The following is a 26,002-nucleotide window of genomic DNA, read 5'->3' on the forward strand; positions in this document are numbered from 1 at the left end:
GAATTTCTTGATCGTTGCGATGCGGGCCAGTCTTAGATCGCCGGGATCGGCCGTGGTTTCGAGCAAGGAGCTGACCAGGGCCGTCATCATCGACCGGACGACCGGTTGGAGATGCTGCATCTCCTGCGCTATGGCTGTCCGCTGCCAGCCGGACAGGGCTGGAAGAATCAGCCCACGTATTAGGGGGTTTGCCCTGATGTCGCCCAGTCCCTGCAGCCGTTTGACTGATCTGTCGTCCACGCCCAGCAGGCCTCGATCGAAATGGACCCGCACCGCGCTTAAGCCTGCCGGCGCATGGAAGTTGCCCGGCAAGGAAAGATCAAAGAACCTGACCGTACCGGGAGAGACGGCCTCGGAGCGTCCCGAGAAGCTGAACTTGTCGCACGAAGTCCTGAAATACACGAGCCAGTCGCTCGGCCGTGTCTCCCCGTTCCAATAGCAACTAGCGGGTTCATTCGTGACGTCAACAAGGCTGAACCCGGGGCAATCGAGGCTCATGGCGGTTGGATTGAAACCTGGACGCACGAGCCTTTCGGTTTTTTCCAGCCGAACAGGAGCATCAATGGCGCTGCCGTACCAGCTCCGCCAATGCTCGAATTTTTCCTCGGGCTTCAGCCCGGGGGGAACACTGTAGCGTCTGATCTGGCCGTGCGGTGACGCGTCCGGACCGCCGGCAACGACGTTGCCGCGAGATATGTTTTCCATGGGCTTGGAACCTTCCAGCCGAACAGAGATTCAATGTGCCACGTCGCTGCAACAGCAAGAATGCTCGTATTGTACGGGTGGTCGATCGCCGGTAAATTCTACCGCGGTGGCCGCCCAGTTGCGGCGGTACCCCAAGTCCTTGCTGATTTGCGTACCCGCACGCGCGTTGCAGCGCTGACCTCCGAAACGTTATTCAAGACCCGAGAGCCGTTTGGTAGGAGACTCCGGATCGCTGGGCCACATCAGCGTGTATCCGGTCCTAGATCCGGCAATGCCGGAAATCCGCCTTGAGGGTCCACACTATTCGTCTTCGTCGACCGCCTGGCGGCGATGACGTTCGCGTTGGCCGTACGCGGCCCGAAGAATGTCGTCCTTTGACTCGAAGCCTGAGCCCAACGCCCCACCGATGAGCGCCGCCGATGTCGTCATCCAGGCGACTTCCACGAAGTCCCAAAAAGTCACCGGATGTTGGAGGGTCTGTGCCAACAGGGAGTCGTCGATAGTGAAGGCCGCGGCCAGCAGCACGGCGACGAACAGCAGGACGTAGCTGATCACGACGCCGATCATCAACGACCACACTGTAGAAGTGTTGTACAAGGAAGCCTTGTACCGTTCGAGGGCTCCGTCTCGCCGGGGGCTTTCCCAAAGATCGTGTTGGGTGATTATCCAGAACACCATGGAACTGACCGAAAGGGCCATCAACAACGTCAGCCTCGGTGCGCCCAGCAGGTCTGCGAGTTGCCAGATCGTATTTGTGACAAGCGCAAAGGCCCCTGTCGCGATCGCGGCGGCCATGGCGCTTCTCAGTCCGAAGACCAACCGCCAAGGACGGTTCGCCCGCAGCATGCCCGCCAGCAACCGTCCCCGACCGAGCCGGGTTGCCGAGACATAGCGGAACCCGATCGGCCCCTCGTCAGGAACGGCGGTTTCAATGTGCCTGGATTGGTGCAGCGAGGGCGGCCCAAATTCCACGGCGTCATCATCGGGATCGAAGCGGCGGTGCATCGCCCAGCCCAGATCGGCGACGGCGGTGCGGACCCGGCGGTCGATGTTGACGGCGCCGAGCGCGGGCAAGGAAACCAGGGAAATCGGCTCTCCAAGCGCAACTTCCGCGACCACGGTCCGGCCCTCGAAACGAATCGGAAGATCGGTCAGGCACACCATGACATCCCATGAGGTGAGGGCACGGTACTTCGCCAAGGAGCCCAGCATCGGCGCCAACCCATCGCCGGCCGTGAAATCTTGGTACTCGATGTCCACCGACCACTCGTGGCACTCATCGGCGAGATTGAGAAGCTGGCACACTTCGCGGCCGTTGCGCTCGGCAAACTCAGCAGTGACCTCCGGTTCGGCGAGCACGCCCAGCGTACGGGCACTGTTGGGGTTAATGTCGTCCGAATGTTCCGGCACGCCCGGCCTCCAATGGTTCAGGGTCCAGAAAAAGGACGTCACTCTCGGCGTGCACGCGTGCAGGGTCAGCCGGGTCTAGGGGGTCGGTAAGGTCGAAACAGGTGATCTGCCGGATGGAATTCAAGCGGTGCCGCAGAGTGCTTCGATTGATCGTCAGGCCTTCGGCCGTTCTGTCATAGTTGTCGCCGTGGTCCAGGTACTGGGCCGGGGTCTGCACCAACGCATATCGCCAACTCGGCCCCGCGCACGGAAGAACCGAGGCCCTGCCATTGAGACGGCGGACTTCCTGATCCTGAGTTAACGCTGCGAGTTCGAGGACGGGGGTCAGCTCCAGATTCACCGCTAGGTAACGGGCATTGAACTCACCAAACGACGTCTCCGACACCGCCTGCGCGGCCTTGTTGAGGATTTCCTCTGCCACACGTCGATCGATCATTGTGATCCTCGTCTCTGTCCACAGCATAGGGGATCTTGCAGGGGATACAACCCTGGCGAACCGAATCCGATGACCCCGGTGATCGGGACTCGGCATAGCGGGTTTGTCCCATCACCGATCTAAGGTCAGCAATTTTCGGATCCCGCGGCACGCCGTCGTGAAACTGAAAGCTCGGGGCAGGATGTCCAATGCCGTACCTGGTCCGGATGCCGGTGACGCACACGGGGGTGCCGAAGACGCAGCCCCGGCTGCCGCGGGCATCGGAATCTACGGTGTCACAGTCCCCGTTTCCACGACCGGGACATCGTCCTTGACGCCCAGTCGGGCCGAGCCGCGGGCTGTTCGGGCGATTCGAAGAACAGCATTACCGTCGGTCCTAGGCTGGGAAACAGCCAGGGCAGGTGCAGACCTGCTCCGACTGCTCCGGTCAGAGCCAGAACGATGAGGGACAACACCGCGGCATAGGTGGCCGGCCCCAATGTGCTTCGGCTTGTTGCAAGCCGCTTCAGCAGTGGCTGTCTCATGGGGTCCATTTCACCTTTCGCTCGCTTCGGAACGGCTAGCGCGCCACCACCAGGGCCTGCGGTGCCGCTTGTTTCATGCGGGTCTGCAGCCAGCGCAGCTGCACGGAGGTCTCGCTGTCGCACCGGGCAACGACGTCGAGGAGCTCGCGGTCGCGGAGGGCGGAGCCAGCTTGTTTCACCATGGTCCAGGTGACATCGACGAGGCTGGCCAGCAGGTAAAGGTCCTGAAGGTCGCGGAGCAGGCCCACCGGTCCCTTGCGTGTTGTGGAAAGCCCCTCGGCATGGAGGCGCTCCGGTTCGTCCTCGTGTAGGACCTCGCCGTACCGCTGCGCCGCGGGGAGCAGCAGGCGGCTGTGCTCCTCGCACTGCTGGGCCAAGGTATGGCAGAGGAAATGGACGTCCGGTTCCGCACCGTGGCCCGCCGCCACCTGGCGGAAGGATTCGGCCAGCGTAGCTTCGGCCTGGCGAAGCAGGCCCAGGTAGATGTTCAGGTTCATGGTTGTTCGTCCTTCCCGCTGCGGACGCCAGCGCCCGGGTTGATCGCCTCCGGGAAACGTGGCGGCGTCGCGGCGCCGAGCAGCTCCGTGGCTTCGGCGTCCGTGCCGCCGGCCGTGGGCCGGGGCGCCCGCTGTCCCGACGCCGAGGCGGGACGGGACGCCGTCGTGGTCGGTGCCGGTGCTGGGCCGGTACCGTCACCGATCTTTTCCACCTTCACGGCTGCGTTCTTGAAGACCGGCTGCTTCGAGACCGGATCCCACTCGGTGAGGGTGAGTTCGTTTGCGGCTGTGGGGTGTTCCCCGGGGGAGCCGTCCCCGTCCCAGTATCCGTAGTGGAACGGTGCGAAGACGGTGCCTCGTCGGATGTCGCTGACCCGGGCCGGGACTTCGATCCGGCCACGCCGCGACGTCACCCGGACGAGATCGCCTTCCCGGATCCCCAGCCGCTCGGCGTCGTCCGGGCCCAGTTCCACCCAGGCGCTGGGGGCGGCTTGGGTAAGCGGACGGGACCGTCCGGTCTTGGTCCGGGTGTGGAAGTGGTAGGCGGTGCGGCCCGTGGTGTAGCGCAGCGGGTACTGCCCGTCCGGTTCCTCGTGCGGAGGGGAGTAGTCGGCGGTTTTCAGGATGGCCCGGCCGCGCGGGATGCTGGCGCGGAACGACTCGGCGCCCACGGTGGCGCCGGTCAAGAGGTCATGCCCGTAGCTTTCGCAGTAGTCCGGGTCCGTGGGGAAGACGCCGTCCGCGTAGAGCCGCTCCCGGCCGTCCGGGTTCTCGTCATTGCACGGCCAAGGGATGCCGCTGCCGCCGCGAAGCCGGTCGTAGCTGATGCCGGTGTAGTCGCAGGGCCGGCCACGGGAGCATTCCTTCCACGCCTCGAAGCCGTCCTCCGGGCCGGCCCACGGAAGCAGCGGTTCGCGCTGCAGGGTGGTGAACCCCATCCGGCGGGAGTAGTCCAGGAAGATGTCCAGGTCGCTGCGCGCTTCACCGGGCGGTTCGACGGCCTTGTCCGAGAGGTGGACGATGCGGTTGACGTTCGTGAAGGTCCCCGTCTTTTCGCCCCAAGCCGCGGCGGGCAGGACGACGTCGGCGGCCTGCGCCGTTTCGGTCAGGTACAGGTCCTGCACCACCACGAACAGCTCGGGTTTGGCCAGGATGCCGCGGATCCGGGGCAGGTCCGGCATGGAGACCGCCGGGTTGGTTGCCGAAATCCAGAGGAACTCGATTGAGCCCTGCTCGGCGTAGCGGAAGATCTGCATCGCATGCGTCGGTGGTGCCCAGTGCGGGATGACCAAGGGGTCCACGTCCCAGAGCTCGGCCAGTTCCCGGATGTGCTCGGGGTTTTCCCAGTTCCGGAAGCCGGGGAGGTCCCCGTCGGCGCCGCATTCGCGGTTGTTCTGCGCGGTGGGCTGGCCGTTCATCTGCAGGATCCCGCAGCCGGGCCGCCCCAGCAGCCCGCGGAGCAGGTGGAGGTTGTTGACCTGGCAGGAGGCGGCGGTGGCTTGCGCGGACTGGTAAAAGCCCTGCAGGACGGTGGAAAGCACCCGGGCCGAAGTGCCGAAGATGCGGGCGGCCTCCCTGATGTCCGCGGCGCTCACGTCACATACGGCTGCCGCCGCTTCTGCCGTCCAAGGTTCGACGGTGGCCTTCAGTTCCTCCAGCCCGACTGTGTGCTCGTTTACGAAATCCTTATCGAGCCAGCCGTGCGCAAGGATCTCGTGGACAAGGGCGTTCATGAGGGCGAGGTTGGTGCCGGGCCGGACGGCGAGGTGGACGTCCGCGTGGCGGGCGACCTCCGTTTCGCGCGGATCAACGCAGACGACCTTGGGCCGGTCCGGCCCGGCGATGCGGTCCAGCACGCGTGACCACAGGACGGTCTGCGTCTCGGCCATGTTGTGTCCGTAAAGGAAGATCGCGTCGCAGCTGTCGATGTCGGTGTAGGTCCCGGGCTGTCCGTCGGCTCCGAAGGACTCCTTCAAGGCCGCCGCCGCGGTCGCGGTGCACAGCCGGGTGTTGCCGTCCATATGCGGGGTTCCGATACCGGCCTTCCCGATCATGGCCAGGGCGTAATACTCCTCAAGGAACAGCTGGCCACTGGTATAGAAACCGTGGCTGAGCGGTCCGCGTTCCTGCAGCAGCTGCTGGCTCCGCTCGGTGATGCGGTTCATCGCCGTGTCCCAATCGCATTCGACCAGTCGGCCGTTTTCGCGGATCAAGGGCCGCTTTAGGCGGTCGCGGTGGGAGACGCCCTGCCAGCTGGCGAACAAGCCCTTCGGCCCCAGCCGGCCGTGGTTGACCAGGTCTCCAGCGCGGCCGCGGATACCGACCATGGCACCGTCCTTCACGGCGATGTCGCACGCGCAGCCGTTGCTGCAGAGCACGCAGGCGGACTGGACCCAGCGGTCGACGTCGTCCTCGGTGACACCCTCGCCCAGCGCCTGGTCCACCCTGACAGGCCAGAGCCCATCCCTGGGGTAAGGCGTCCTCGCGCCCCAAATTTCGGCAATCCGGTCAACCATTGTGGTCCTCCTGAACGTTCGGGCCGCCAGAAAGTGCTGGCCGCGATAGAACCAGGCCAATCCTCGCCTGGCTCCCGATTGATGATGGATTGTCCCTCCCGGCATTGCAGTCAGGCCGGGAATGAGAGAGACCGCTCAAACGCAAGGGGACTTCCAGCAGCAAACATCAGATTTAGCACCAAGGCCGACTCCCGTCCATAGGTGCGCTCTCTGGCAGCGAATCCCAAGCAGCAAGGGTGCGGCACCGGGCGCGAACCTGCGCAGAACAGATGTATCAACTTCGACTGGTTTTGAACGTAGACGAGAATCTGCCCGAAATACAGACCAGCCGGCGGAATCAAATTCGGCGATGCCATCAGATTTCGCCCTAGGGAATAGCGTTGAAGTCATGCAATTCCCCCCGGCTATTCAGCCCGCGCGGCTGGGCGAGTACCGGTAAACGTGTTAAAGAGTTCGCCCCTACGTGGTATTCCGGCGGCCCTCTTCAGCCCTGGAGGATTGTCCGAAGACGGGCGGCTGCGTTCGTTCAGCCATAGTTGGGTGTTAGCTTCGCTTCGGGCAGATTATGCGGCTGATGCCAGTATCCGGAATAAGCTGTTCTTGAGGTCTGAACCTTTACGCAAGCCGGCGCGTGGGATTCAGCGCTGGCGACGTTGACAGTCCATGCCTTCGTTGCGCTAGCGTCCCGGTCCCTGCGGCTTGCCCTGGTCGTGGCGCAACTGCGGGAGTCCAAGGAGGACCTGACAGCCGCGATGCGTTCAAGGACAACGATCGACATCGCCATCGGCGCGGTCATGGCGCAAAACCGCCGCACGAAGGCGGAGGCTTTCAAGATCTTGGTCCGGGCCTCGAATTCGCCCAATATCAAGCTCAAGGACTTGGCGGCTCAGGTCATCGACTCCATTTCCGGCGAACAGCGGGTCACTACCCACTTCGACGATTAGAGGGGTCGGGTTTCAATACCCGAGCAGAAGCCCGACCCAGGGGCTTCCCAAATCATCTGATATATGGTTAATCTGGACATGGTCAGGCAGAGGCCGTAAGGAACCGTTCAAGGACTACGCCTTTGCCCCGAAACCACTTCTTCCTTTCTAGTGCGAGCTCTGCTATAACGGGCAACCTATTTCGGTGCGCGAAACCGAGTGATTGCATCGTGACGCAGTCGCCATGGTGAACTCTGCGGCCAGTACGGGACCGGAGTTGCGGCCTTCGACAAGGCGGGCGCGGTAGCTATGACTTAGCCCCAAGAACTCCGAACGGGCCTCGCCTAGCAGTATCCGGCCTGCAGCGATAGCGCGCATTGGGGGCGGGCCGGCTGAGACTCGCCAGGGCGCGGCCCGTTCGGTCCTTTGTCACGGTTTAGCGAAAAGGCGTCTACGAGCCTGCGCCGGTAAGCCTGCGCATGGGTCAGGACACAAGAGCGCCCCGATGATATTGGGGGATTCATCGGGGCGCTCCACAACAGGCTATTTAGCGGACTACGGCATGTCAATAACCCGCCGCGTTGGTCCCTTGGCGCCCTTCGGATCGCAGAGCGGTCTACCGCCTACCTCGCGGGGGCTGCTCTCTAGACCTTGGCCGGGCATGTTCTTCGCTGGCCGGGCCCGGTTTCGTTGGATTCTGCGGCCTACCAAGTCGAGCAGTTCTGCCCTGCCGACGAGTCGGCCAGGTGCACACATGCGGTAAGCGACGCCTGGAGCTTGCGGAGATCCGTTGAAGGAATGAGCGGCCAACGGCGACTCATGCTGAAGATTCGAGGGAAATCGGCCGAGTCCGGTCCGGGTCGACTACATGTCGTCACCGCTCAGTCCGTCCCGCTGAGGCTTCTCACCCCGACGGCGCAAGCCGTTTGCGTCACCGCTTGTTCTACCACCGGCAATAGTGCGCACCCGCCGGCCGCGGTACTATCTCATGAGGTCATGAGGGCTGCTTGCACTGCAGTACGGGGGTCTGATGGTGGAAGATTTGGGGCCAGCGTATGCCAGCGTCGCGGGACCGGCAACTATCCTGGCGGGGACGTTTGTCCTGGACGGGCCGACCGGCAACATGACGTGGTCGGACGAGATGTACACCATCCACGGCTACCGCCGCGGGGAAGTGGCACCGACGCTTGCCTTGACCTTGGCTCACAAACACCCGGACGATCTGCCTCGGATCCAGGCGGTGAACGCCGAACTCTTCGCCCACGGCGGGCACGTGGCCATCTACCACCGAGTTATCGACGCTCGCTTACGCGAACACCGTGTGCTTACTGCGGGCGAAGCCCGACTTGACGACGCAGGGAAGCTCGCGTCCGTATCGGGAGTAATGCTGGATCTCACCTCGACCATACAAGCCGAGACGGCGCTGGCCGCGCGTGAAGCAGTCCAAGGCGCAATGGCAACCCGAACGACCATAGCGACCGCGGCCGGTATCCTCATGGGCCGCCTCCGCATCAGTTCCGATGAGGCATTCAAACTCCTGATGACTTACAGCAACAACAGAAACGTCAAACTGGCCGGAGTGGCAGACCGACTGCTGGAACTGGGCGATGACAAAGCCGATGATCCGGCACTGGACAGCTACATCCACGAGATTCTCAACGGCCGCCCGTCCCGGGAGTGACAGCACACCAATAGGCACGTGCCCTGACCCATCCGATCCCGTTCCCGGCTGCGAATCCCTCCTGAACAAGGAGCAACCCGGGGTTTCGAGGGACGGTCATGCATGAACATGCACAGCAGGAGCTGACAGCCAAGGTTATCCATGAACTGGCGATTGACCCCGTCCGGCTCTGGGTGCACTATCTGGGCGTTGGAGGCAACGACGCGCTGGACCCCGTGCTCGCCTATATCGAGGGGAGCGGAACTCTGCCGTCCAGGGAACGCGACATGCTTTCCTGCGCCGTGAACGACCTCACTGTGGAACCTCCGGGGCAACCCCGGGCGCCGTTTTCATACTCGGACACGGAGTCCGGTTGATCCCGGGCCCGGTCGGCAAAGTCGTGGGTCACACGAGTCGCATCAGCCCCGCGACTCCGCCGTGGGCGCGTGAGTCAACGGCAACGACGTCGGCGTACCTCGAGGCGGGGAATTCCGCGGGCATGGTGTACGTTGCACATGCGTCAGACCAGCGCGCGAGAAAAGAGAATAGACAAAGTGGCAACCGATTACGACGAAGTACGTTCCGACGTCAAGGAATCCCAGGACCGCTCCTTGGAAGCGCTGAAGTCCGCCAATGCCCAGGATGCCCGCAGTGTCGTCCGGGAGTTGGATGAGTCAGACGCTCTGGATGATGCCATCACCCCCGGCGGGGAGTTCGTCGCCGAGGAACTCATCGTCGAAGTCATCCCCCAGGCTGAGGACGAGTTCACCTGTTACTCCTGTTTCCTGGTGCGGCATCGCTCCCAGCTTGCGCGCGAGAAGAACGGCCACTCGTACTGCGTCGAGTGTGAAGCGTAGGACAGCCAGGATCAGCACGGTCCTTCGTGGTTGGTATCGCGGGGTGACCGTGCTTCGCCCGGTGCGCCCCGCGGCCGCGGGGACCGACGCTGCAGGTGGTTGCGCTGCCAGGGCGCTTCGGTTCTACAATCGCGCATGGAGAATCTTCGATTCAGCGTCGAGGTCGCCGCTCCCGCGCAGCACGTCTGGAACGTCATGCTCGACCTCGACACCTACCGCGAATGGACGGGAGCCTTTCACGACGGATCGACCTATGAGGGCGGCTGGAACGAGGGCGACGAGATCCGCTTCGTCGGCCCGAACGACGACGGCACGGCGAGCGGTCTCATCGGTACCATCGTGGAGAATCGGCCCCACGAGTTCGTGTCGATCCGCTATATCGGCGATGTCCAGAACGACGTCGAAAGTCACGAAGGCCCCGCTGTCGGGCTGCACGAGAGCTACTCGTTCAGCGAGACGGGCGGGGTGACAACTCTCGTCGTCGAACTCGAGGTGCCCGACGAGTGGGCCGACGACATGCGGGGCATGTGGTCGGAGGCGATCGGCTCGATCAAACGGCTGGCGGAGCGCGCCTAGGTCGACGAAATCCCGACCCGGTCAGGGATGGCGGCAGCCCCGACGGCAGCCTTCCAATGGGGCCCGGATGGGCCGCGCTGCAGGAGTCGCCGCGTTCCGTTGACACCGGTCCGGGCCGCGAGGAGACTTTCTTGTGGGGGGTGCCTCTTCGAAAGGAGCCCCAAATGCCGTGGCATGTCGAGGGCACGTATTTTGAGAATTGCAACTGCGATATGGCCTGCCCCTGCACCACTTCGGGGCTGACCGCACCGGCGGACAACGAACGCTGCAATGTGGCACTGGCCTTCCACATCGAAACGGGCGACGTGAACGGCGTCGACGTCGGCGGCCTGACCGTCTGCGTCGTAGCCGATACTCCCGCCCTGATGAGTGAGGGCGGCTGGAAACTCGGAGTCCTGATGGATGCCGCCGCCTCGACCGAGCAGGCCGAAGCGCTCGGCGCAGTCTTCGGCGGCCAGCTCGGGGGACCGATGGCGGGCCTCGCCCCCTTGATCGGTGAAATGGCAGGCATGGAGTCCCTCACCATGGCCTACGCCGACGACGGGCGTGTCCACCGCGTCGGGATCGGCAGTGCCGTTGACATGGTGGTCGAGGACTTCGTGTCTCCCTTGGATCCCTCAGGCCTGGGAGTCAAAATCAGCGGGGTCGGATTCCCGGCAGATACCCTGGCAGTCGGTAGGTCGAGCACCGCCCGCGTTGACGTGTTTGGGATGACCTGGGATAACGCCGGCAAGAACTCCTACTCCGCCCCCTTCGCCTGGTCCGCGTAGTGCCGGGCAGGAGCGGCCTGGCTGCCACGCACCATGCCGCAGAGTTGGCCTTGATCGGGGGCGCCGGGCTGGCGTGGTACGTCACGGTCTCAGGCCTGGCCGACATGTCCGCAGGCCCGGGGACCATGGGACTGGGGCTCTGGGGTTTCCTGGGCGTGTGGACACTGATGATGGCTGCCATGATGTTGCCGGCGTTGGCGCCCCTCACTTCGACGTACCTCAGGTCCATCCGTGCCGTCCGCAGCCGCGGGGTCCGGGCCGTCCGGACAACTGCCCTGATTGGCGGTTATCTCTTGACGTGGATCGGATTCGGAATCGTTGCCTACGGGGCCGCGGAGCTCTCCGCGCTGCTGGCTGAGAACGCCGCGGACGTCGCACCCTGGGTGGGGGCTGGAGTGCTCGCGGCGGCCGGCGCCTACCAGCTGACCCCGCTGAAGGATTTCTGTCTCAGGCACTGCCGGTCGCCCATAGCATTCCTATTGCACGTCTCCGGGTATCGGGGCCGGTTGCGTGACGTCCGCGTCGGCATGTACCACGGGGTCTATTGCGTGGGCTGCTGCTGGGGCCTCATGGTGGTGCTGATTGCTGTTGGCGTGATGAACCTGGCATGGATGGCGGTGCTCACGGTCGTTATCTTCCTAGAGAAGACGTGGAAATACGGCCCCGCCCTCAGCCGGATCATTGGAGTCTCACTGATCGTGTTCGCGCTCTTCGTCCCGGCCCACCCGGAGCTGCTGCCCGGGCTCCACATGAATGCGGCCATGTGAAGGAAGGCAATCACGGAGCTGGATGGTTTGATTAGTCCGTGCTCCGTCTAAAACGCCTTTTGGTTTTCAGCCTGCTCGCGGTGTGCGCCATCGCCGCATTCTCGTTCTGGGCAGTCCGGCAGCCCGGCGTCGACGCCCGTGGGCTCCTTGCTCCGCCGCCGCGGGCGGTTGCGAAGCTCGATCCGTTCCCCGCCGGCATCACCACCGCTGTGAACGTAACCAGGAACCCGGATGCACAGTGGCTCCTCCGGGCCGCCGCGCAGACCGGGATCCCTGCCCGCGCTCTGCGGGCCTACGTCGCTGCGGCAACCACGGCCAACGCTGCCGCTCCGGCGTGCGGGATCGGCTGGAACACCGTAGCCGCCGTAGGCTTCGTCGAATCCGCGCACGGAACCTACGGCGGCGGCAGCCTTAACTCCGCAGGGGAGGCGAGCGGCCCAATTGTGGGCCCGAGCCTCAACGGATCCGGATTCGCCGCCATCGCTGACACCGACGCCGGTGAACTGGACGGTGACTCCCGCTGGGACCACGCCGTCGGACCCATGCAGTTCATTCCCTCAACCTGGGAGCTGGTTGGGCGGGACGGGAACGGGGACGGAACAGCGGACCCGTTCAATATCGACGACGCCGCCCTCAGCGCGGCGAGCTATCTGTGCGCCCACGGCCGTGACCTCTCAACCGCGCAGGGGTGGACCGACGCCATCTACTCCTACAACCAGTCCGATCCCTACCTGCGCCAGGTGCGGGCCGAAGCCACCGCCTATGCCGCGAAGACGGGCACCTCTTGAGTCGTTGGGTTCGATCACCATAAGGTGACTGCAAACGACAAGCACCTCAGGAGATGACATGTCCCTAGTCCGCGTGCATAACTTCTCGGTCTCACTCGACGGCTTCGGCACCGGCGAGGGGCAGCGACTCGACGCTCCTTTCGGTCACGCTGGCTCACGGCTGATGGAGTGGGCCTTCGAGACGCGCACGTTCCGTGAGATGGGCTTCCACGGGGAATCGGAGGGGTCGTTCGGCGTGGACGAGGCGTTCGCCAGCGCGTGGAAGCCCGGGATCGGCGCGGAGATCATGGGGCGCAACAAGTTCGGCCCGCAACGGGGTCCCTGGCAGGATGAGGAATGGAAGGGGTGGTGGGGTGATAACCCTGTCTTCCACACCCCCGTCGTTGTACTAACACACCATCCCCGGCCGGTACTCGAAATGGAAGGCGGGACAACCTTCCATTTCGTCGACGCCGACCCCGTCTCCGCGCTCAAGCAGGCCCGCGCCTTGGCCGGCGACCTCGACGTCCGGATCGGTGGCGGCGTCAGCACGGTCCGACAGTTCCTCGAGGCCGATCTGATCGACCACATGCACATCGTCCTCGTGCCGATCGTGCTGGGACGTGGCGAGCGGCTCTGGGACGGACTCGAAGACCTTGAGCAACGCTTCGACATCGAAGCGACCCCTTCTCCAGCCGGAGTTGTCCACATGATCTTCACGCGCCGCGCGGCCCGGTAATTCCGGGCGGCCTCCGGCGCGGGGAGGTGGCCCCGGAAGTCCCGGGCAGCGAAGGCCTGCCGTCCTGTCAGCCCGACGGCGGTGTCCTCACCATCCGGCGGTGCCCGGGCCACCCTTGAACGGGCCAACGATCTGCTTGGTGATCCACCCTCCGTAGAAGTCGCCGTCCTGGGAGGTCACGTGTTCGCCGTCGACCTCGCAGGAGTCCATCTGAGCCGGGTAGAGGGCCACCCGGGTGGCGAGCGCCTCGAACCCCGGGGTGGGTTCCGGATAGGTCCACCCGCCACGGCGAACGACGACGCCGCCGGCGACGATATCGAAGTAGTGCGCTTCGCCCTTGAACTCGCAAAAGCTGGTGCCTTCTACCGGGACGAGTACCCCGGCAGGGAAGGAGTTCAGTGGCAAGTAGTAGACAGGCGGATGACTCGTCTCCAGGACGCGCACTGCATCGGTGGTATCGGCGATGACCTGGCCCCCAAGACGAACGATGACCCGTTCCGATCGCGGCTCGACCCGTGGCGGCCGCGGGTAATCCCACACCGATTCCTCGCCGTCCTGGGGCTTGATGGGCTGGGGACGCCGGAAGAAGCCGGAAAAACCGTGAACGGGAGTCATGGTTACATGGTGCCACCTTCACCCTGGGACGCCGTACGCGGCGGAGCTCCCGGTTGGCCCGTATGGCGGCTGGATCAGCTACCGGGGCCCTGGAACCGAAGACAAAGACACCGGTGGTTAGAGGCTAACTTTTCGGTTGATGATCATGTCCGCGGTTTCGTAGAGCGTCCGGTTGTGGGCACGGGCGTAACCGCGTAAGAGCGCGAAGGCCGCGTTCATATCGACATTTGAGGTGTGGGCGATGACGCCCTTGGCTTGCTCGATCAGGATGCGGCTGTTCAGCGCGCGCTGCAACTGTTCGTTGATAAGGGCGGTTTCCCTCGCGGCACGTTCCTGCAGCAGTGTGATGGTTGCGACGTCAGCGAAGGCTTGGGCAATGGCTGCGTCGTCGGCGGGAAGCGGACCAGCCTCGTGGCCGAAGAGGTTCAGGGCGCCGATGGTACGGTTGCGCAGCCGCATCGGGACGGCATGCAGGGACCGGAACCCCTGGGACAAAGCGGAGGACTGGAACAGCGGCCAGCGGTCACCCTGCGTCGCTATATCGTCGATTGCTACGACGGCTCCGGTCCGGTAGCAGTCAACGCACGGGCCAGTACCTGCCTCAAGCTGCAGGACTTCCACGAGTTGGCTTTCCTCGCTCGTCGAAGCCATGACCTGGAGATCGCCGGCTGGATCGACCAGCACCAACCCCGCAGCGGCGGCGTCGAGGATGCCCACCGACTCATCGACGAGGGTGTGGAGCAGATCGAAGACGTCGTAGTCCGCCACAAGTGTGTCCGCAATCTTGACGAAAGCGGCACTTACGCGGCCAGCGCGGCTCATCATCGCCATATCGGAATTCTACTGTATGCGCCCATGTCAGGTGCCCTCCGGCGTGAAGTCCAGGGTCCTGTTGACCACGTCCCGGGCAACCTCCCGCACCGTACGCCCATTGGCGAAGGCATGCGCCCGCATCAGGAGGAGGGCGTCCCGTGCTGTCGTCCCGGCCTGCGCCAGAATCATCCCCGTGGCCTGATGGACCTCGCGGCGGGAGAGGGGAGAGCCATCCGGCGGGTCATCGGCGCCGCCTTCTGGCGCAAGGGTCAGGAGCTGGCGCAGTAGCCGCCACGTTGCGGCGTCGGCGAGTTGCAGGGCCGTGGAGTGCCCTGCCGGGCTCAGCGGACCGGGCTTGGAACTGTAAAGCTCCACCACGCCTATGTCCATGGCGCCAAGTGCGAGGGGGAAGACGAACAGGGCCGCAACATCCAGCTCCAACAGGGACTTTGCAAAGACAGGCCAGGCGGTATGCGGGCCCCTGCGCACGTCCGGCACAAGCACGGGGCTGCGGGTCCGCAGGGCTTCCCAGCGCGGCCCTTCCCCAAGGTCAAACTGCAGCTCTTCGACCCTCGCCGAGACTGCGTTGCTGGCGCACACCATGGTTTCAGGTGCCAGTCCGGCGAATACTGAGACCGCGGCCCCGGAAATGGGCAATGACGTGAGGAACCCCCTGCACAAGCCGGCGTCAAGTCCCGCTGCCATGGGATCCGGTCCGTCACCCATGGTGGGCGACCGCATCAGTCGAATCCGTAACGGCAAAGTTTTCAGCCGGAGGAGGCGACAGCGACGCCATCGTCGGGCAAAAAATGCTGGACATGGGTCGCGCCTCCTCGGTCCGGTCTTAGTGCCATCAATTGCGGAAGAACCCCGTCGATGTTTGTTTTAGTTTATGCCCGCGGGACCGAGTGCCGGTGGGCGGCGCGGCCCGGCCGTCTGTTGTCACAGCTGCGTGGTCCTTGCGGGGGCACCTACCGGCTGGACTGAAATTCCGATAAAGTAGTGCTGTTGCCCCGGACCCCGGTAGCGCCATCATTCGGCGTACTAATCGGAGGAGTCCCCCTCATGCTAGGCAACCCCAACTATAGGCCTGGATCAGTACATCCATTCCACCGTTCCTTGACCATCACAGAAGGTCTGTACCCCGGGGGCCCGGAAGACGACGATCAACGGCTCGCCCTAGGGATTGAAGTAGAACAAGTCTGGGAGCCGCCGGCCCCGACTCTTCAGAAGCTGTCGGCCGTTGAGCGTGCCAGTTCTTTGTGGGAGGAGCGGTAAGCGGGCCTTAACGCGCTGACGTCGTCCGCGAGTGGAGGCCCCTGGGCCAGTGATCCACTGACTTCGCGGGAACAACTGCTGGCTGAGATCGAAGACCTCACCCGGGTGCTCAAGGAGAAAGTAGCCCGATACTCCGCGCTTCGGGCGAACCAACCCCACGCCGAAGTCGGGGAAAGGGCTAACGAGACGGCCGTGATGTGGATTCAGGATGCCCTGGAGGATATTGCCGCGACTGCCTTGGGCATTGAAGTCGCCTCCCGTGAGCTGTTCCTCCGTTCGGCTTCGGCAGGGGAGCGGAGTTCGATTAGCGATCTGGGCGGCCAGGAACAAGCCGCCGCGGAGTGACCTCCAAGGGCAACGGCTGACGGTGCCGAGTGCGGGAACAGGGCCCGCCTGGCCCGGCTGATGCGGACGGGTGTGCCCGAGAAAGGGCGATCATTGCCCGTGGCACTGTACTTAGAGGCCGCGGCGCCCCGTCCACAACCCGTGGAGCAGCGGAACTGCCGACGCAATCATCAAAACGTTGCCGAGCACCGCGTCGTCCGCCCGGACCACGGCACCTGCGATGAGCAGGGCACCGAAGATCAGCGCCGATGCAGCTCGCTGCGCCGTGCGGTCCAGCCGGGCCAGCTGCCGTTCGAGGCGCGGATTGGCCACCGATAGCGAACCGTCCTCGATTAGGCTGATGAGCCCGTCGAGGCGTTTCGGCAGACGCAGGGCGACCCCGGCGGCGTCGAGCGCCTGCTGGGCCACATCCTGGACGATGTTGCCCCGCTCGTCGCGGAGCAGCTGCGCCGCATAGGGCTCGACCGCGTCCCAGAGATTGAACCGGGCGTCCAGCGAGCTGCACACGCCCGAGGTCAGTGACATCGCCCGGATGATGAGCAGGAAATTCTCCGGCAACTGGAACGGCAGCGAGCGAACCAGATCGCGGAATTCCACCGCAAAATCAAGGAACACCCGCTGGTCAACCTCGCGAAGCTCGGCGAAGCCCATCCCGCCAAACCGGGCGAAGAGGTGCGTCATCGCCCGTTCGAGCTCGGCCTTGTCGGCCGAAGGCACCAACACACCCACGTCGCTGATCGCGCCCACCAGGCCCTTGCCGTCACGCGAGGCGGCCGCGATCAGAAGCTTCCGCAGGCCGCTCCGAGTGCTGGGCGGAACCTCGCCCATCATGCCGAAGTCGATGAACGTCAGCTTCCACGGGCGCCCTGCAGAGGGAGCAGCTGAATCGGCAACCGGGGTGACAAAGATGTTGCCGGGGTGCGGATCGGCATGGAAGAACCCGCGGGTGAACAGCTGGTCGAACATGACCGAGGCAAAAATCGGGGCAACCTGCGCCGGATCGATGCCCGCCGCCAAAAGTGCGTCCGCGTCAGTGATCTTGATCGCCGCGACATCTTCCAGCACGAGCACGCGGCGGGTGCTCCACTCCCACGCAACATCGGGCACCCCTACGCGGTCGTCGTCGGCGAAATCAGCCGCAAAGCGCTCTGCATTCGCTGCCTCGTGCAGGTAGTCGATTTCCTCGAGACTAATCTGCGCAAACTCCTCGACCAGGGCCGGCATGTCCGCACGATCGGACACGAGTCGCACGCGGCTGAGCCAGCCGCCCACTTTGCGCAGTGCCGCCAGGTCGACGTCGACAATCGCATCGATACCAGGGCGCTGCACCTTCAACACGACGGTTTTGAGACCGGCGTCGGCGCCATGGGAGGGAAGGAGTTGTGCACGGTGCGCCTGCCCGAGGGACGCCGCGGCAATCGGCGTCTCCTCGACTGAGGCGAAAACCTGGTCCAGCGGCGCGCCCAGCTCCGCCTCGGCCAGTAAACGGATTGCGGAGAACGGCACGGGAGGCACCTCATCCTGAAGTCCCTCGAGTTCCCGGGTGATCTCCGGCGGAAGCACGTCGAGCCTGGATGAGAGGAACTGACCGACCTTGATCATCAGGCCGCCCAGCTCCACCGCGAGCACGTGGAAGTGCTGCGCGAAGCGCCGCATCCTCCTCGCCCTGGTGCGCTCGGCAATTCTGCCCAGCCCGAGGCGGGGGAGAAACAACTCAAACCACCAGGTCACCGCGAGCTGCCACGCCGCGAAGCGCAGGATGCGGCGGTAGCGGGCGCGGGTGTCCCCGAAGTCGGGTGCCGGATCTGCCCGGGTCCGACGAACCGACGTCACCCGCGTCAGTCCTGGGCGAGGATCGAATACAGTCGGCGACGTGCCTCGTCGAGCACCGAAACGGCCTGCTTCACTTGCTCCGGGGAACCGGTGCGACCGACCTGGGCTGCGGCTTGCGCCAGCTCGACGCCGGCCTTGGGCAGTGCCGTGAATCCGGGGCCGGCGGCCGGCCCCGACGACTCCCAGGGCTCCGACGGATCCGCACCCGCTACGACCTCCCGGCCTGCCTCGGTCAGCGAGTAGATCTTGCGCCCGTTGGACTCCTCGGCGCGGATGAGCCCCTCGTCGGACAGCAGCTGCAGCGTGGGGTAGACGGAGCCGGCACTCGGCTTCCAGCTGCCGCCGCTGCGCTCCTCGATTTCGCGGATGATCTGATAGCCGTGCATCGGCCGTTCGGCGAGCAGGGCCAGCACCGCGGACCGGACCTCGCCGCGTCCCGCGCGGGTGCCCGAGCGCTTCTCAAACCTTGAACGCAGTTCCTCAACCGCCTGCCACATGCCGTCGATGTTTGGCGTGCCAAATCCGCCGGCCGGGTATGAATTACGCATGCTGGTCTCCTTAGTGGATCGCGAACGATACTCAACGATACATTCCGATATACGCGAAAACCAGAGGTTCCAGAAGCCGGGGTGGTGAATTCGGTGTCTTCGTGCGGTAGACCGGAGGCTATGATCTTCAGCCAACTTGAATACATGGTCGCCCTGGCCCGGGAGCGGCATTTCGCACGGGCGGCCGAGAGTTGCTCGGTTTCCCAACCGGCCTTGTCGGAGGGGATTAGGAAACTTGAAGTTGAGTTGGACGTTCCGCTGATCCGTCGGGGCAATAGGTTCGAGGGACTGACGGCCGAGGGTGAACAGATCGTGGTGTGGGCGCGGCGCATTCTGGCGGACCGTAAGGCTCTGACCGAACAGATCAGTGCCATGCGGTCCGGCGTGACCGGGCAGCTGCGGATTGGCGCGATTCCGACCGCGTCACCAGCCGTGTCCGTGCTGACCGCCGCCTTCTGCGCGGCGCATCCTTTGGCCAATGTGCATGTCGCGTCCGATCTCAGGTCCGAGGACGTCCTGCGGCTGCTGGCAGATTTTGAGATCGACGCCGGGATCACCTACGTAGGCGGCCCGGTACCGGATGGCTTCCGGGTGACCAGGTTGTACTTCGAAAAGCACGTGCTGCTCACAGCGGACGAGCGGGGAGCCTTCGGGGGCAGCACGGTCGGCTGGTCCGACGCGGCAGGACTGCCCCTGTGCCTGTTGGACCGGTCGATGCAGGGACGCCGGCAGGTGGATGATGCTCTCCGGGACGTGGGCCTGACTGCCGCGCCGCGGCTTGAAACGGACTCGGTCGCTTTGCTGCTGGCCCAGATGAAGGCCGGGCAGTGGTCAACGATTGTCCCGGCGGCGTGGTTGCACGTGTTTGAACTCCCGCGTGGCGTGCGCGCCCTCCGTTTGGTGGGGCCGGAGCGGCAGGCGGAAGTAGGCCTTGTCACCCTCTCCCGCGAGCCGGAAACCGTCCTTGCCCGGGCGCTGACCGCGGTGGCCCGTGCGGCCGATCTCACATTCCTGGAGAATCAGCCTGCTGACCAGCTGTAATAAACATCCCCTATTAGACGATGCACTATCCCTCTTTGAAACCTATCGCGAGGCGGCGAAGAGTGGGTGTTAGCCGCGGAGCTCCGGTCAAGCCCGGAGGCGGCAGTCATCGAGCGTGGCTTCTTTGGACGCCCGCCTAACTAATGGAGATTTTCTTGAGTACTTTAACTGTTCCCCAGCCCCTGCGTGATCAGGCCAGGAAGGCCGCTTACACCGACACCAACACGCTTCAGCGCCCTGCGTCGGCGAACAAGCCGTTGCCCGGCAGTTACACCGACGTCGATGTCCTGACCAAAGGGAAGACCGCGCCCGCGGGACGCCCGGGCAGCTACGCCGACGTCCACACCGTGATCGGTAGGATGTCTGCTTGGGGCGGCCAGGGGCGTTACACCGACGCGGATCGCTAAGGCCGCTTGTACAACGATCGAGAGGACCACAGGATGGACACGAAACGCACGGTGGCGGTGCTGGGCACCGGCATCATGGGGGCAGCGATGGCCCGCAACCTGCTGCGGGCCGGGCACGAGGTCCTCGTGTGGAACCGCGACCAGGCCAAGACCGCCCCGCTCGCCGACGCCGGAGCCCAGGTCGCCGTGTCCCCGGCGCAGGCTGTTGCCGGCGCGGACGTTGTGGTGACCATGCTCTTTGACGCTGCAGCCGTGACCGACGTGATCCGACAGGCAGCTGCGGGAGTCCGGCGGGGCACCGCCTGGGTGCAGTCCACGACTGTCGGTGTGCACGACGTCGCAGCCCTTGCGGACCTGGCCAACGAGGCCAGTCTCGACTTGGTCGAAGCGCCCGTTTCCGGCACCCGCGAGCCTGCCGAGGCCGGCCAGCTCCTGGTGATCGCGGCGGGACCGGAAGCTGTGCGCGAGCGCGTGGCACCCGTACTGGACGCCATCGGGGCGCGCACGGTCTGGACTGGTCAGGACCCGGCCGCGGGCTCTGCAACGCGGCTGAAGCTCGTCGTGAACAGCTGGGTCATCGCCGCCTCGAATGCCGCCGGTGAGATCCTTGCCCTGGCCGAGGCGCTCGGGGTCGACCCGCAGCAATTCTTCAACTTGATCGACGGCGGCGGCCTCGATCTGCCCTTCCTGCGCACCAAGGCCGGACTCATTCTCGATGACCGGCTGGAACCGGCGTCTTTTGCGGTCGATACGTCGCTGAAAGACGCCCGCCTCATCATCGACGCCGCCCGCGAACAGGGTCTTCGGCTCGACGGTGTCGAGGCGTCCGCCGCGCGCCTCGAACGGGTCGCGTCCCAGGGCCGCTCCAAGCAGGACATGGCTGCTGCTTACTACGCCGGTACCGGGCAGAAGCCCGGATCGCGCGCCGAGCGATGACCACGGCGGCAATCAGCTGCCCGTCGCCCTCAATCCGTGAGGCGTTGGCTAAATGACACCAGGCGCGATTGCATCTCCCAATAAGGGGTAGCGGGTGGGAGCTTCTTGCCATCGCGCAGGGCGCTGGCCACGTTGACCGCCGCGTCGACCGCTGCGCGGTAGGGCAGGGAGCCGGAACTCACCCGCCGGACCCCCAGCTCACCCAGCTCGGCAACAGTCAGCGAGGGATGTGCCAGCACGTTGACCGGCAGCGCAATGCCGGCGGTGACGGCCCGGATGTCCTCCGGGACCGCCAGCCCGGGCACGAAGATCCCGTCCGCCCCGGCGTCGGCGTAAAGACCGGCACGGAGCAGCACGGCATCCACTGTGGCTTCTTCGCCGAACCAGATGTTGTCTACCCGGGCGTTGATGAACACGGCCGGGCTGCGTTGTTTGACGGCGGCAACCTTCTCGGCAAAGGCTGCTGGATCGACAAGGTGTCCGGCCGTGCTGTCCTCCAAGTTGACCCCGGCCACGCCATGGGCCGCCAGTTGAGCCACGAATTCGGCAACCTCGGCGGGGTCGTCGGAGTAACCGTCCTCGATGTCCGCCGTGATGTGGACCGGCAGGCGGCACAGTTGGGCAGCCAGGGCGGAGGTTGCCGCCTTGCTGGACCCGCCTCCGTCCGGGAGGCCGGCACTTGCCGCAATGCCAAAGCTGGTGGTGCCGATGGCCGGGAATCCCGCTGTCGCAAAGGCCAAGGCGGATCCGACGTCCCACGCATTGGGCAGCAAGAGCGGCGTCGCGCCGTGGTGAAGTTCCCGAAAAGTAGCCATGTTCACTCCCGTACCCTGCCAACCGAATAGGTGGATCCCGGTTCAGTCTACAAACGCGGCGGACCGCCGCAAGGCGTGGACGATACCCAAAACACGTGCCGCCCGAATGGAACAGCAAAGGCGGGTCTTGGCCACGTTGCACAGGGCCGGACAGGCCCTGTTACGCCGGCTGGCCGGCTGCTAGGCTCGGCGCCAAGACAACTTCGGGAGGTCTGATGTTTGAGCGACTTTGGGGACGAAAAGACCAGCAGGTAAATACCGAGACCCAACCCCGGGCCGATATCGCCAACCCGGTGTACAAGGAGATAGCGCTCCAGCTCACCTCCACCGCCGAGAACTCCACTCCTGACTGGACCACTTCCTTCGGCTACATCGAGGACATCGACGACGGACGTGGCTACACCGGTGGGCTGGTGGGCTGGTGCAGTGGCACCGGCGATATGCTCGAGCTGGTCCGTGCCTACGAAAATGCCGCCCCGGGGAATCCGCTGGCGCGCTACCTGCCGCAGTTGGAGCAGATCATGGAAGCGCCCTACAAGGAACGCCCTGCCTTGAGTCATCGACTACTCGATCCTGGCTTCACGGCCGACTGGAAGAGGGCCGCGAGTGACCCGGCCTTCCAGTTGGCCCAGCAGGAGGAACGGGACCGGGTGTACTGGCAGCCGGCCTTTGAAGAGGCCGTCCGGGACGGCGTCGGGCCGCTGGGGCTTGCGATCTACTACGACGTCTCGGTCAACCATGGTCCCGGGGACGACGACGAGTCTTTCGGCGGCATCCTGGCCGCAGCCCGTAAGGCCGAACGCCCTCCGGCCCAGGGCGGGGACGAGTCCAAGTACCTCGCAGCCGTGGTCAAGGACCGGGTAAAGATCCTGAAAGCCTGGGGCGATTATCAGAAGCACGGGCGCCAGGACATTCACAACGGGCTTTTGGAGGCCGGCAACCTCGATCTCAGGCCACCGATCCGCTGGTCCGTCTACGACGACCCGTACGAGCTGGAATCGTATCCCCAGGCTAGATAGGGCGGGGTTAGTCCCCGCTCACGGTGTCGCCATGCCGATGCGCGACTTTCCACTCGCCATCTTCGCGTCGGTACACCTGGGTGGCCCGCAGGGTGTAGGTCCGCGGCTCACCGTCGACGGAGGCAGAGGTGTGTTCCAAACCGGCGGTGTAGGCCATGTCGCCCACCACGTCATACGCCTGAAGTTCGAAGGCGTAGGACGTGCAGTCGGAAAAGCTCTCCGCGAGCCCCGCGAACAGCTCATCCAGTTGATGCTGCCCGAGCGCGTTGCGCCATGCCCCTAGGACGCTCACAGGTTCGTTGCGGGACCAGAGCGCCCGGCGGGGAGCAGAGTCGCCATTGTGGAGCGCCAGTTCCGCTTGGTACAGCGCGGTCTTGACCCAGGCAAGGAAGTCGTCACGCTCACTCATGCCCCCAGTATGCTCCGGCCCAGCAGGGTGCGCATCAGGGGTCGGCGCAGATGTCGAGTGCGTGGATGGGGTGTACTCATGAGCGACAAGCGGAGCCGGGTCGCGTCTATACTTGTCCCTATCCGCCGCCGCCCCTACCAGGGAACGGGTCCGGATTTCGACGTAGAAGTGGAGTGGGCATGGCAGCAGAAGATCTTCACTTGACCCCGGAAGAACCATTTCCGGAGCACTTGGACAAGGTGTCCGACCAGGAACTGCAGATCCTGGACAGCCAAATCCAGCGTCAACTGGACCACGAGGTGGTGGCTGAGGGCGAGCCGAACCCGGAGACAGAGTTCCGGGGTTTCGAGATGGACGAGGAGTTCGAAAGCCGGGATAAAGGCTAGGCCTTGCACCCCGGAACTGCACGCCCCTGCGTTCAGGCTGCCTGCCAGCTGGCCGGCAGCGCCTTCAGCCCATAGACGATGCTGCTGTCCATCCGTTCCAGGCTCGCTCCCGGGGCCAGCGTCAGGCCGGGCAGCCGGGACAGGATGCCCTCCAGCGCGATCCTTGCCTCCAACCTGGCCAGCGGGGCGCCGAGACAAAAGTGAACGCCGTGGCCGAACGCCAGATGCCGGAGCTGGCCCCGGTCGACGTCGAATTCGGCCGCCCGCTGGAATTGCCGCTCGTCGCGGTTCGCGGAACCGATCCAGGCCACGAGCGGGGCGCCGGCCGGAATCTGAACTTCGCCGAGGGTGGTGTCGGCGACAGCAATCCGGTACATGGACTGCACCGGCGACCGAAAGCGGAGTACCTCTTCTATGGCCTGGGGGAGCAGCGCCGGTTCCTGCAGCAGCCGATCGATGGTGCCGGGCGCTTCAGTGAAGCAGAGCACGGCGTTGCCGATCAGGTTGGTGGTTGTTTCATTGCCGGCGACCAGCAGCAGACTGCAGAAACCCAGCAGTTCGACCACGCTAAGTTTCTGCCCGTCGATCTCGGCGGAGAGCAGGTTGCTGATCAAATCATTGCCGGGCCGGCTGCGACGCTGTTCGATCAGGTCCAGGAAGTACGCCGTCATCTCAAGATTGGTGGCCCGGTGGTCCTCATTCATCGCGCCGGTCCGCGTTTGGCTGACAATAACGTCGGACCACTGCTTGAACCGGTCACGGTCTTCGGCGGGCACGCCCATCAGTTCCGAGATCACGATCACCGGCAGCGGAACCGCCAGTGCCTGGATCAGGTCCGCCGTCCCGAGTGAAGCGATCCCGTCGAGGAGTTCGGTGGTGAGCTGCGTGATGCGGGGTGCAAGCGCGTCCACGGCTTTCGGCGTGAACGCCTGCGTCACCAGGGAGCGCAACTGCCGGTGCCGGGGAGGGTCGGTGGTGATGAGGCTGGACTCGAACAGGTGTCCTGCCTCGGAAGGATCGTCGCCACGCATCCGCGAGGAAAACGTGGCGTGTTCGGAGAGCACCCGCTGCACGTCGTCGTACCGGAAGACATGCCAGCTGCCCGACTGCTCGTCGTGAAAGACGGGCGCTGCTTCCCGCATGCGTTGGTAATAAGGGAAGGGATCCAGAGGATGCTCATTGGCCGGGGCGAAGTCCATGGCTGGCCTCTCTGCTCAGCCCGGCGGGCTTTCGGCCGGGCCGAACCGCCGGGGTCCCGGGTCGATTGACCGGGGACCCTGATTTTAGCCAATGCCCGCCTGCGGCGACAGGGGGCGCCGGCTGCGGACGGCCTGCCGCGCTACTCCGCCGAAGGCCGCCTTCGCTGGCGTTTTGTCGCTGCCCGTTGTTCCTTTGCGGCGAGGCGGCGGCGGTTCGAGCCCCGCGTGGGTTTGGTCGGCCGGCGGGGAGCAGCTTCCGGGGCAAGGCCGGCAGCCACGAGCTCGGACAGCTTCGCCAGCGCGATCTCGCGATTGCGCAACTGGGACCGTTGCTCCGATGCGGTCACGGTCACCACCCCGCCGATGAGGCGCCGTCGTCCGAGCCGTTCGAGCAGCAGCACGCGTTGGTCGTCCGTGAGCGCTGCCGAGGCGGCGATGTTCCAGGAGAGTTCAACGCGGCTGTCCGAAGTGTTGACGTGCTGGCCTCCCGGCCCGGAGGAACGCGAGAACCGCCAGCGGAGTTCGGACGAGGGAATCGTGAGCGCGGGCGACACCTCGAGGTCCATGCAACCAGCGTCGCACACGATGCGGGGGATCGTGGCCTCACGCCTCGGTCCGGGACGGGTTGGGTCGGCCCACGCCGTCAGCGCTTCCCTGCTCTGTCCGGCGGGCGGAGGCTCAGTTGCCTGGCGTGGAAATCGAAGTGAAGGGTGGGGTAGGCGTAGATGTCGTTGAGGGTCATGACCGGCTTGAAGAACGGGTCCCACCGGTCCGGAAACGGCATGGTCCTGGCGAGCGAGGCAGGGTTCTCACGTTCCAGTTGCCGTATCAGCGCGGTGACAGTTTTTTCAAGTTTCCTGGCCATCCGGCGCCTGTTGTAGACGAGGGCGGCGGCGCGCGAGCCCCAGTAGTTCACCACATCGAAGGGTCCCGTGGCGGCGTTCAGTGCTGTGGCGAAGGCAGTGGCTGCCGGCCTGGGGAGCCGGCTGACCACCCGGACGAGGGGAAGCAGGGCACGGACGACCATGTAGCCGAACACCATGTGGAACAGGAGTTCCTCGTTGGTCCACCGGGTGCCGGCGCTCTTCCGGCGAAGTTCCGCGGGCGTGGCGCTCCCCAGCCAGGCGGCGAGGTCGTGGATGGCGTGGCGGTACCCGGTTGTGATCCCGTCTTTCGTCGGATCCATGGTCTGCGCTCCCTTGCCTCAGTTC

Annotated in this window: 29 protein-coding genes; 14 read left to right on the top strand and 15 right to left on the bottom strand. The window is 64.9% G+C overall.

Annotated features, from left to right (window positions below; genetic code table 11):
- The 5 genes from AC1DBD_RS12300 to AC1DBD_RS12320 form a co-directional block, all read right to left on the bottom strand.
- Positions 1-705 (bottom strand): AraC family transcriptional regulator (locus AC1DBD_RS12300; protein ID WP_476982208.1); only part of this gene is annotated, 705 nt, incomplete at its 3' end.
- A gap of 300 nt (positions 706-1,005) precedes the next feature.
- Entirely contained in the window at positions 1,006-2,115 is a 1,110-nt protein-coding gene (locus AC1DBD_RS12305) for a hypothetical protein (RefSeq protein ID WP_476982209.1), read from the bottom strand.
- A complete protein-coding gene (locus AC1DBD_RS12310) occupies positions 2,090-2,551 on the bottom strand; it encodes a helix-turn-helix domain-containing protein (RefSeq protein WP_476982210.1) in 462 nt (153 codons plus the stop codon). The genes AC1DBD_RS12305 and AC1DBD_RS12310 overlap by 26 nt, the downstream gene beginning before the upstream one ends.
- Before the next feature lie 559 nt (positions 2,552-3,110).
- A complete protein-coding gene (locus AC1DBD_RS12315; protein WP_476982211.1) occupies positions 3,111-3,572 on the bottom strand; it encodes a hypothetical protein in 462 nt (153 codons plus the stop codon).
- On the bottom strand, positions 3,569-6,088 hold the full coding sequence (locus AC1DBD_RS12320) for a molybdopterin oxidoreductase family protein (protein WP_476982212.1): 2,520 nt from the start codon (positions 6,086-6,088) through the stop codon (positions 3,569-3,571). The genes AC1DBD_RS12315 and AC1DBD_RS12320 overlap by 4 nt, the downstream gene beginning before the upstream one ends.
- Positions 6,089-6,741: 653 nt before the next feature.
- Here AC1DBD_RS12320 and AC1DBD_RS12325 point away from each other — a divergent pair.
- The 9 genes from AC1DBD_RS12325 (at position 6,742) to AC1DBD_RS12365 (ending at position 13,147) form a co-directional block, all read left to right on the top strand.
- Positions 6,742-7,032: an ANTAR domain-containing protein gene (locus AC1DBD_RS12325; RefSeq protein WP_476982213.1), complete on the top strand. Its 291-nt coding sequence runs from the start codon at positions 6,742-6,744 to the stop codon at positions 7,030-7,032.
- 1,009 nt (positions 7,033-8,041) lie between these two features.
- Entirely contained in the window at positions 8,042-8,692 is a 651-nt protein-coding gene (locus AC1DBD_RS12330; protein ID WP_476982214.1) for a PAS and ANTAR domain-containing protein, read from the top strand.
- 98 nt (positions 8,693-8,790) lie between these two features.
- Positions 8,791-9,048 (top strand): hypothetical protein, encoded by a 258-nt coding sequence (locus tag AC1DBD_RS12335; protein WP_476916651.1) that lies wholly within the window; start codon positions 8,791-8,793, stop codon positions 9,046-9,048.
- 177 nt (positions 9,049-9,225) lie between these two features.
- A complete protein-coding gene (locus AC1DBD_RS12340) occupies positions 9,226-9,528 on the top strand; it encodes a DUF4193 domain-containing protein (protein WP_476909464.1) in 303 nt (100 codons plus the stop codon).
- 135 nt (positions 9,529-9,663) lie between these two features.
- Positions 9,664-10,104, top strand: coding sequence for an SRPBCC family protein (locus AC1DBD_RS12345; protein WP_476926129.1), 441 nt, complete (start codon positions 9,664-9,666; stop codon positions 10,102-10,104).
- Positions 10,105-10,268: 164 nt separating this feature from the next.
- The gene (locus tag AC1DBD_RS12350) at positions 10,269-10,874 is read left to right on the top strand and encodes a DUF1326 domain-containing protein (protein WP_441418581.1); all 606 of its coding nucleotides are present in this window, start codon (positions 10,269-10,271) and stop codon (positions 10,872-10,874) included.
- Entirely contained in the window at positions 10,874-11,641 is a 768-nt protein-coding gene (locus AC1DBD_RS12355; protein WP_476916654.1) for a DUF2182 domain-containing protein, read from the top strand. Before AC1DBD_RS12350 ends, AC1DBD_RS12355 begins: the two co-directional genes overlap by 1 nt.
- A gap of 38 nt (positions 11,642-11,679) precedes the next feature.
- Positions 11,680-12,429: a lytic transglycosylase domain-containing protein gene (locus AC1DBD_RS12360; protein ID WP_476892639.1), complete on the top strand. Its 750-nt coding sequence runs from the start codon at positions 11,680-11,682 to the stop codon at positions 12,427-12,429.
- Positions 12,430-12,487: 58 nt separating this feature from the next.
- Positions 12,488-13,147 carry a dihydrofolate reductase family protein gene (locus AC1DBD_RS12365; RefSeq protein WP_441418584.1) on the top strand — a complete coding sequence of 220 codons (660 nt, stop codon included), beginning with the start codon at positions 12,488-12,490 and terminating at the stop codon, positions 13,145-13,147.
- Between the two features lie 87 nt (positions 13,148-13,234).
- On the opposite strand, the gene AC1DBD_RS12370 is transcribed toward AC1DBD_RS12365, so the two are convergent.
- From AC1DBD_RS12370 to AC1DBD_RS12390, 5 genes are all read right to left on the bottom strand, one after another.
- A complete protein-coding gene (locus AC1DBD_RS12370; protein ID WP_476909462.1) occupies positions 13,235-13,762 on the bottom strand; it encodes a DUF427 domain-containing protein in 528 nt (175 codons plus the stop codon).
- A 117-nt stretch (positions 13,763-13,879) separates the two neighbouring features.
- Positions 13,880-14,593, bottom strand: coding sequence for a GAF and ANTAR domain-containing protein (locus AC1DBD_RS12375; RefSeq protein WP_476982215.1), 714 nt, complete (start codon positions 14,591-14,593; stop codon positions 13,880-13,882).
- A 27-nt stretch (positions 14,594-14,620) separates the two neighbouring features.
- Positions 14,621-15,316 (bottom strand): GAF and ANTAR domain-containing protein, encoded by a 696-nt coding sequence (locus AC1DBD_RS12380; RefSeq protein ID WP_476982216.1) that lies wholly within the window; start codon positions 15,314-15,316, stop codon positions 14,621-14,623.
- Positions 15,317-16,309: 993 nt separating this feature from the next.
- Entirely contained in the window at positions 16,310-18,031 is a 1,722-nt protein-coding gene (locus tag AC1DBD_RS12385) for an ABC1 kinase family protein (RefSeq protein ID WP_476982217.1), read from the bottom strand.
- A 5-nt stretch (positions 18,032-18,036) separates the two neighbouring features.
- A complete protein-coding gene (locus tag AC1DBD_RS12390; protein WP_476982218.1) occupies positions 18,037-18,579 on the bottom strand; it encodes a PadR family transcriptional regulator in 543 nt (180 codons plus the stop codon).
- Positions 18,580-18,699: 120 nt separating this feature from the next.
- On the opposite strand from AC1DBD_RS12390, the gene AC1DBD_RS12395 reads away from it, so the two are divergent.
- From AC1DBD_RS12395 to AC1DBD_RS12405, 3 genes are all read left to right on the top strand, one after another.
- Entirely contained in the window at positions 18,700-19,620 is a 921-nt protein-coding gene (locus tag AC1DBD_RS12395) for a LysR family transcriptional regulator (protein ID WP_441418591.1), read from the top strand.
- Positions 19,621-19,775: 155 nt separating this feature from the next.
- Entirely contained in the window at positions 19,776-20,027 is a 252-nt protein-coding gene (locus AC1DBD_RS12400; RefSeq protein ID WP_441418592.1) for a hypothetical protein, read from the top strand.
- A 33-nt stretch (positions 20,028-20,060) separates the two neighbouring features.
- On the top strand, positions 20,061-20,963 hold the full coding sequence (locus tag AC1DBD_RS12405) for an NAD(P)-dependent oxidoreductase (RefSeq protein ID WP_441418593.1): 903 nt from the start codon (positions 20,061-20,063) through the stop codon (positions 20,961-20,963).
- 29 nt (positions 20,964-20,992) lie between these two features.
- Here the strand turns inward: AC1DBD_RS12405 and AC1DBD_RS12410 are convergent, their stop codons facing one another.
- Positions 20,993-21,778, bottom strand: a complete 786-nt coding sequence (locus AC1DBD_RS12410; RefSeq protein WP_476982219.1) for an isocitrate lyase/PEP mutase family protein — start codon at positions 21,776-21,778, stop codon at positions 20,993-20,995.
- 215 nt (positions 21,779-21,993) lie between these two features.
- On the opposite strand from AC1DBD_RS12410, the gene AC1DBD_RS12415 reads away from it, so the two are divergent.
- Positions 21,994-22,797, top strand: coding sequence for a chitosanase (locus AC1DBD_RS12415; protein WP_476982220.1), 804 nt, complete (start codon positions 21,994-21,996; stop codon positions 22,795-22,797).
- Positions 22,798-22,804: 7 nt separating this feature from the next.
- Here AC1DBD_RS12415 and AC1DBD_RS12420 read toward each other — a convergent pair whose 3' ends face one another.
- On the bottom strand, positions 22,805-23,206 hold the full coding sequence (locus tag AC1DBD_RS12420; RefSeq protein ID WP_476982221.1) for a nuclear transport factor 2 family protein: 402 nt from the start codon (positions 23,204-23,206) through the stop codon (positions 22,805-22,807).
- A 179-nt stretch (positions 23,207-23,385) separates the two neighbouring features.
- On the opposite strand from AC1DBD_RS12420, the gene AC1DBD_RS12425 reads away from it, so the two are divergent.
- On the top strand, positions 23,386-23,592 hold the full coding sequence (locus AC1DBD_RS12425) for a hypothetical protein (RefSeq protein WP_441418597.1): 207 nt from the start codon (positions 23,386-23,388) through the stop codon (positions 23,590-23,592).
- A gap of 32 nt (positions 23,593-23,624) precedes the next feature.
- Here the strand turns inward: AC1DBD_RS12425 and AC1DBD_RS12430 are convergent, their stop codons facing one another.
- The 3 genes from AC1DBD_RS12430 to AC1DBD_RS12440 all read right to left on the bottom strand — a co-directional run bounded on the left by AC1DBD_RS12430 (position 23,625) and on the right by AC1DBD_RS12440 (position 25,977).
- Entirely contained in the window at positions 23,625-24,734 is a 1,110-nt protein-coding gene (locus AC1DBD_RS12430; protein WP_476982222.1) for a cytochrome P450, read from the bottom strand.
- 197 nt (positions 24,735-24,931) lie between these two features.
- Positions 24,932-25,357: an alternative ribosome rescue aminoacyl-tRNA hydrolase ArfB gene (gene arfB, locus AC1DBD_RS12435; protein WP_476892626.1), complete on the bottom strand. Its 426-nt coding sequence runs from the start codon at positions 25,355-25,357 to the stop codon at positions 24,932-24,934.
- A 77-nt stretch (positions 25,358-25,434) separates the two neighbouring features.
- Entirely contained in the window at positions 25,435-25,977 is a 543-nt protein-coding gene (locus AC1DBD_RS12440; protein WP_476982223.1) for a DinB family protein, read from the bottom strand.
- Between the last annotated feature and the right edge of the window lie 25 nt (positions 25,978-26,002).

The sequence above is a fragment of the Arthrobacter sp. 10T419 genome, from assembly GCF_056394105.1.

Bases quoted from the DNA above. Each gene is read 5' to 3' on its own strand.
- AC1DBD_RS12365 (WP_441418584.1), top strand. From the start codon at position 12,488: ATGTCCCTAGTCCGCGTGCATAACTTCTCGGTCTCACTCGACGGCTTC.
- AC1DBD_RS12410 (WP_476982219.1), bottom strand. From the start codon at position 21,778: ATGGCTACTTTTCGGGAACTTCACCACGGCGCGACGCCGCTCTTGCTG.
- arfB (WP_476892626.1), bottom strand. From the start codon at position 25,357: ATGGACCTCGAGGTGTCGCCCGCGCTCACGATTCCCTCGTCCGAACTC.
- AC1DBD_RS12350 (WP_441418581.1), top strand. From the start codon at position 10,269: ATGCCGTGGCATGTCGAGGGCACGTATTTTGAGAATTGCAACTGCGAT.
- AC1DBD_RS12390 (WP_476982218.1), bottom strand. From the start codon at position 18,579: ATGCGTAATTCATACCCGGCCGGCGGATTTGGCACGCCAAACATCGAC.
- AC1DBD_RS12335 (WP_476916651.1), top strand. From the start codon at position 8,791: ATGCATGAACATGCACAGCAGGAGCTGACAGCCAAGGTTATCCATGAA.
- AC1DBD_RS12380 (WP_476982216.1), bottom strand. From the start codon at position 15,316: ATGCGGTCGCCCACCATGGGTGACGGACCGGATCCCATGGCAGCGGGA.
- AC1DBD_RS12405 (WP_441418593.1), top strand. From the start codon at position 20,061: ATGGACACGAAACGCACGGTGGCGGTGCTGGGCACCGGCATCATGGGG.
- AC1DBD_RS12375 (WP_476982215.1), bottom strand. From the start codon at position 14,593: ATGGCGATGATGAGCCGCGCTGGCCGCGTAAGTGCCGCTTTCGTCAAG.
- AC1DBD_RS12345 (WP_476926129.1), top strand. From the start codon at position 9,664: ATGGAGAATCTTCGATTCAGCGTCGAGGTCGCCGCTCCCGCGCAGCAC.
- AC1DBD_RS12320 (WP_476982212.1), bottom strand. From the start codon at position 6,088: ATGGTTGACCGGATTGCCGAAATTTGGGGCGCGAGGACGCCTTACCCC.
- AC1DBD_RS12415 (WP_476982220.1), top strand. From the start codon at position 21,994: ATGTTTGAGCGACTTTGGGGACGAAAAGACCAGCAGGTAAATACCGAG.
- AC1DBD_RS12420 (WP_476982221.1), bottom strand. From the start codon at position 23,206: ATGAGTGAGCGTGACGACTTCCTTGCCTGGGTCAAGACCGCGCTGTAC.
- AC1DBD_RS12430 (WP_476982222.1), bottom strand. From the start codon at position 24,734: ATGCGGGAAGCAGCGCCCGTCTTTCACGACGAGCAGTCGGGCAGCTGG.
- AC1DBD_RS12395 (WP_441418591.1), top strand. From the start codon at position 18,700: ATGATCTTCAGCCAACTTGAATACATGGTCGCCCTGGCCCGGGAGCGG.
- AC1DBD_RS12370 (WP_476909462.1), bottom strand. From the start codon at position 13,762: ATGACTCCCGTTCACGGTTTTTCCGGCTTCTTCCGGCGTCCCCAGCCC.
- AC1DBD_RS12315 (WP_476982211.1), bottom strand. From the start codon at position 3,572: ATGAACCTGAACATCTACCTGGGCCTGCTTCGCCAGGCCGAAGCTACG.
- AC1DBD_RS12330 (WP_476982214.1), top strand. From the start codon at position 8,042: ATGGTGGAAGATTTGGGGCCAGCGTATGCCAGCGTCGCGGGACCGGCA.
- AC1DBD_RS12310 (WP_476982210.1), bottom strand. From the start codon at position 2,551: ATGATCGATCGACGTGTGGCAGAGGAAATCCTCAACAAGGCCGCGCAG.
- AC1DBD_RS12425 (WP_441418597.1), top strand. From the start codon at position 23,386: ATGGCAGCAGAAGATCTTCACTTGACCCCGGAAGAACCATTTCCGGAG.
- AC1DBD_RS12440 (WP_476982223.1), bottom strand. From the start codon at position 25,977: ATGGATCCGACGAAAGACGGGATCACAACCGGGTACCGCCACGCCATC.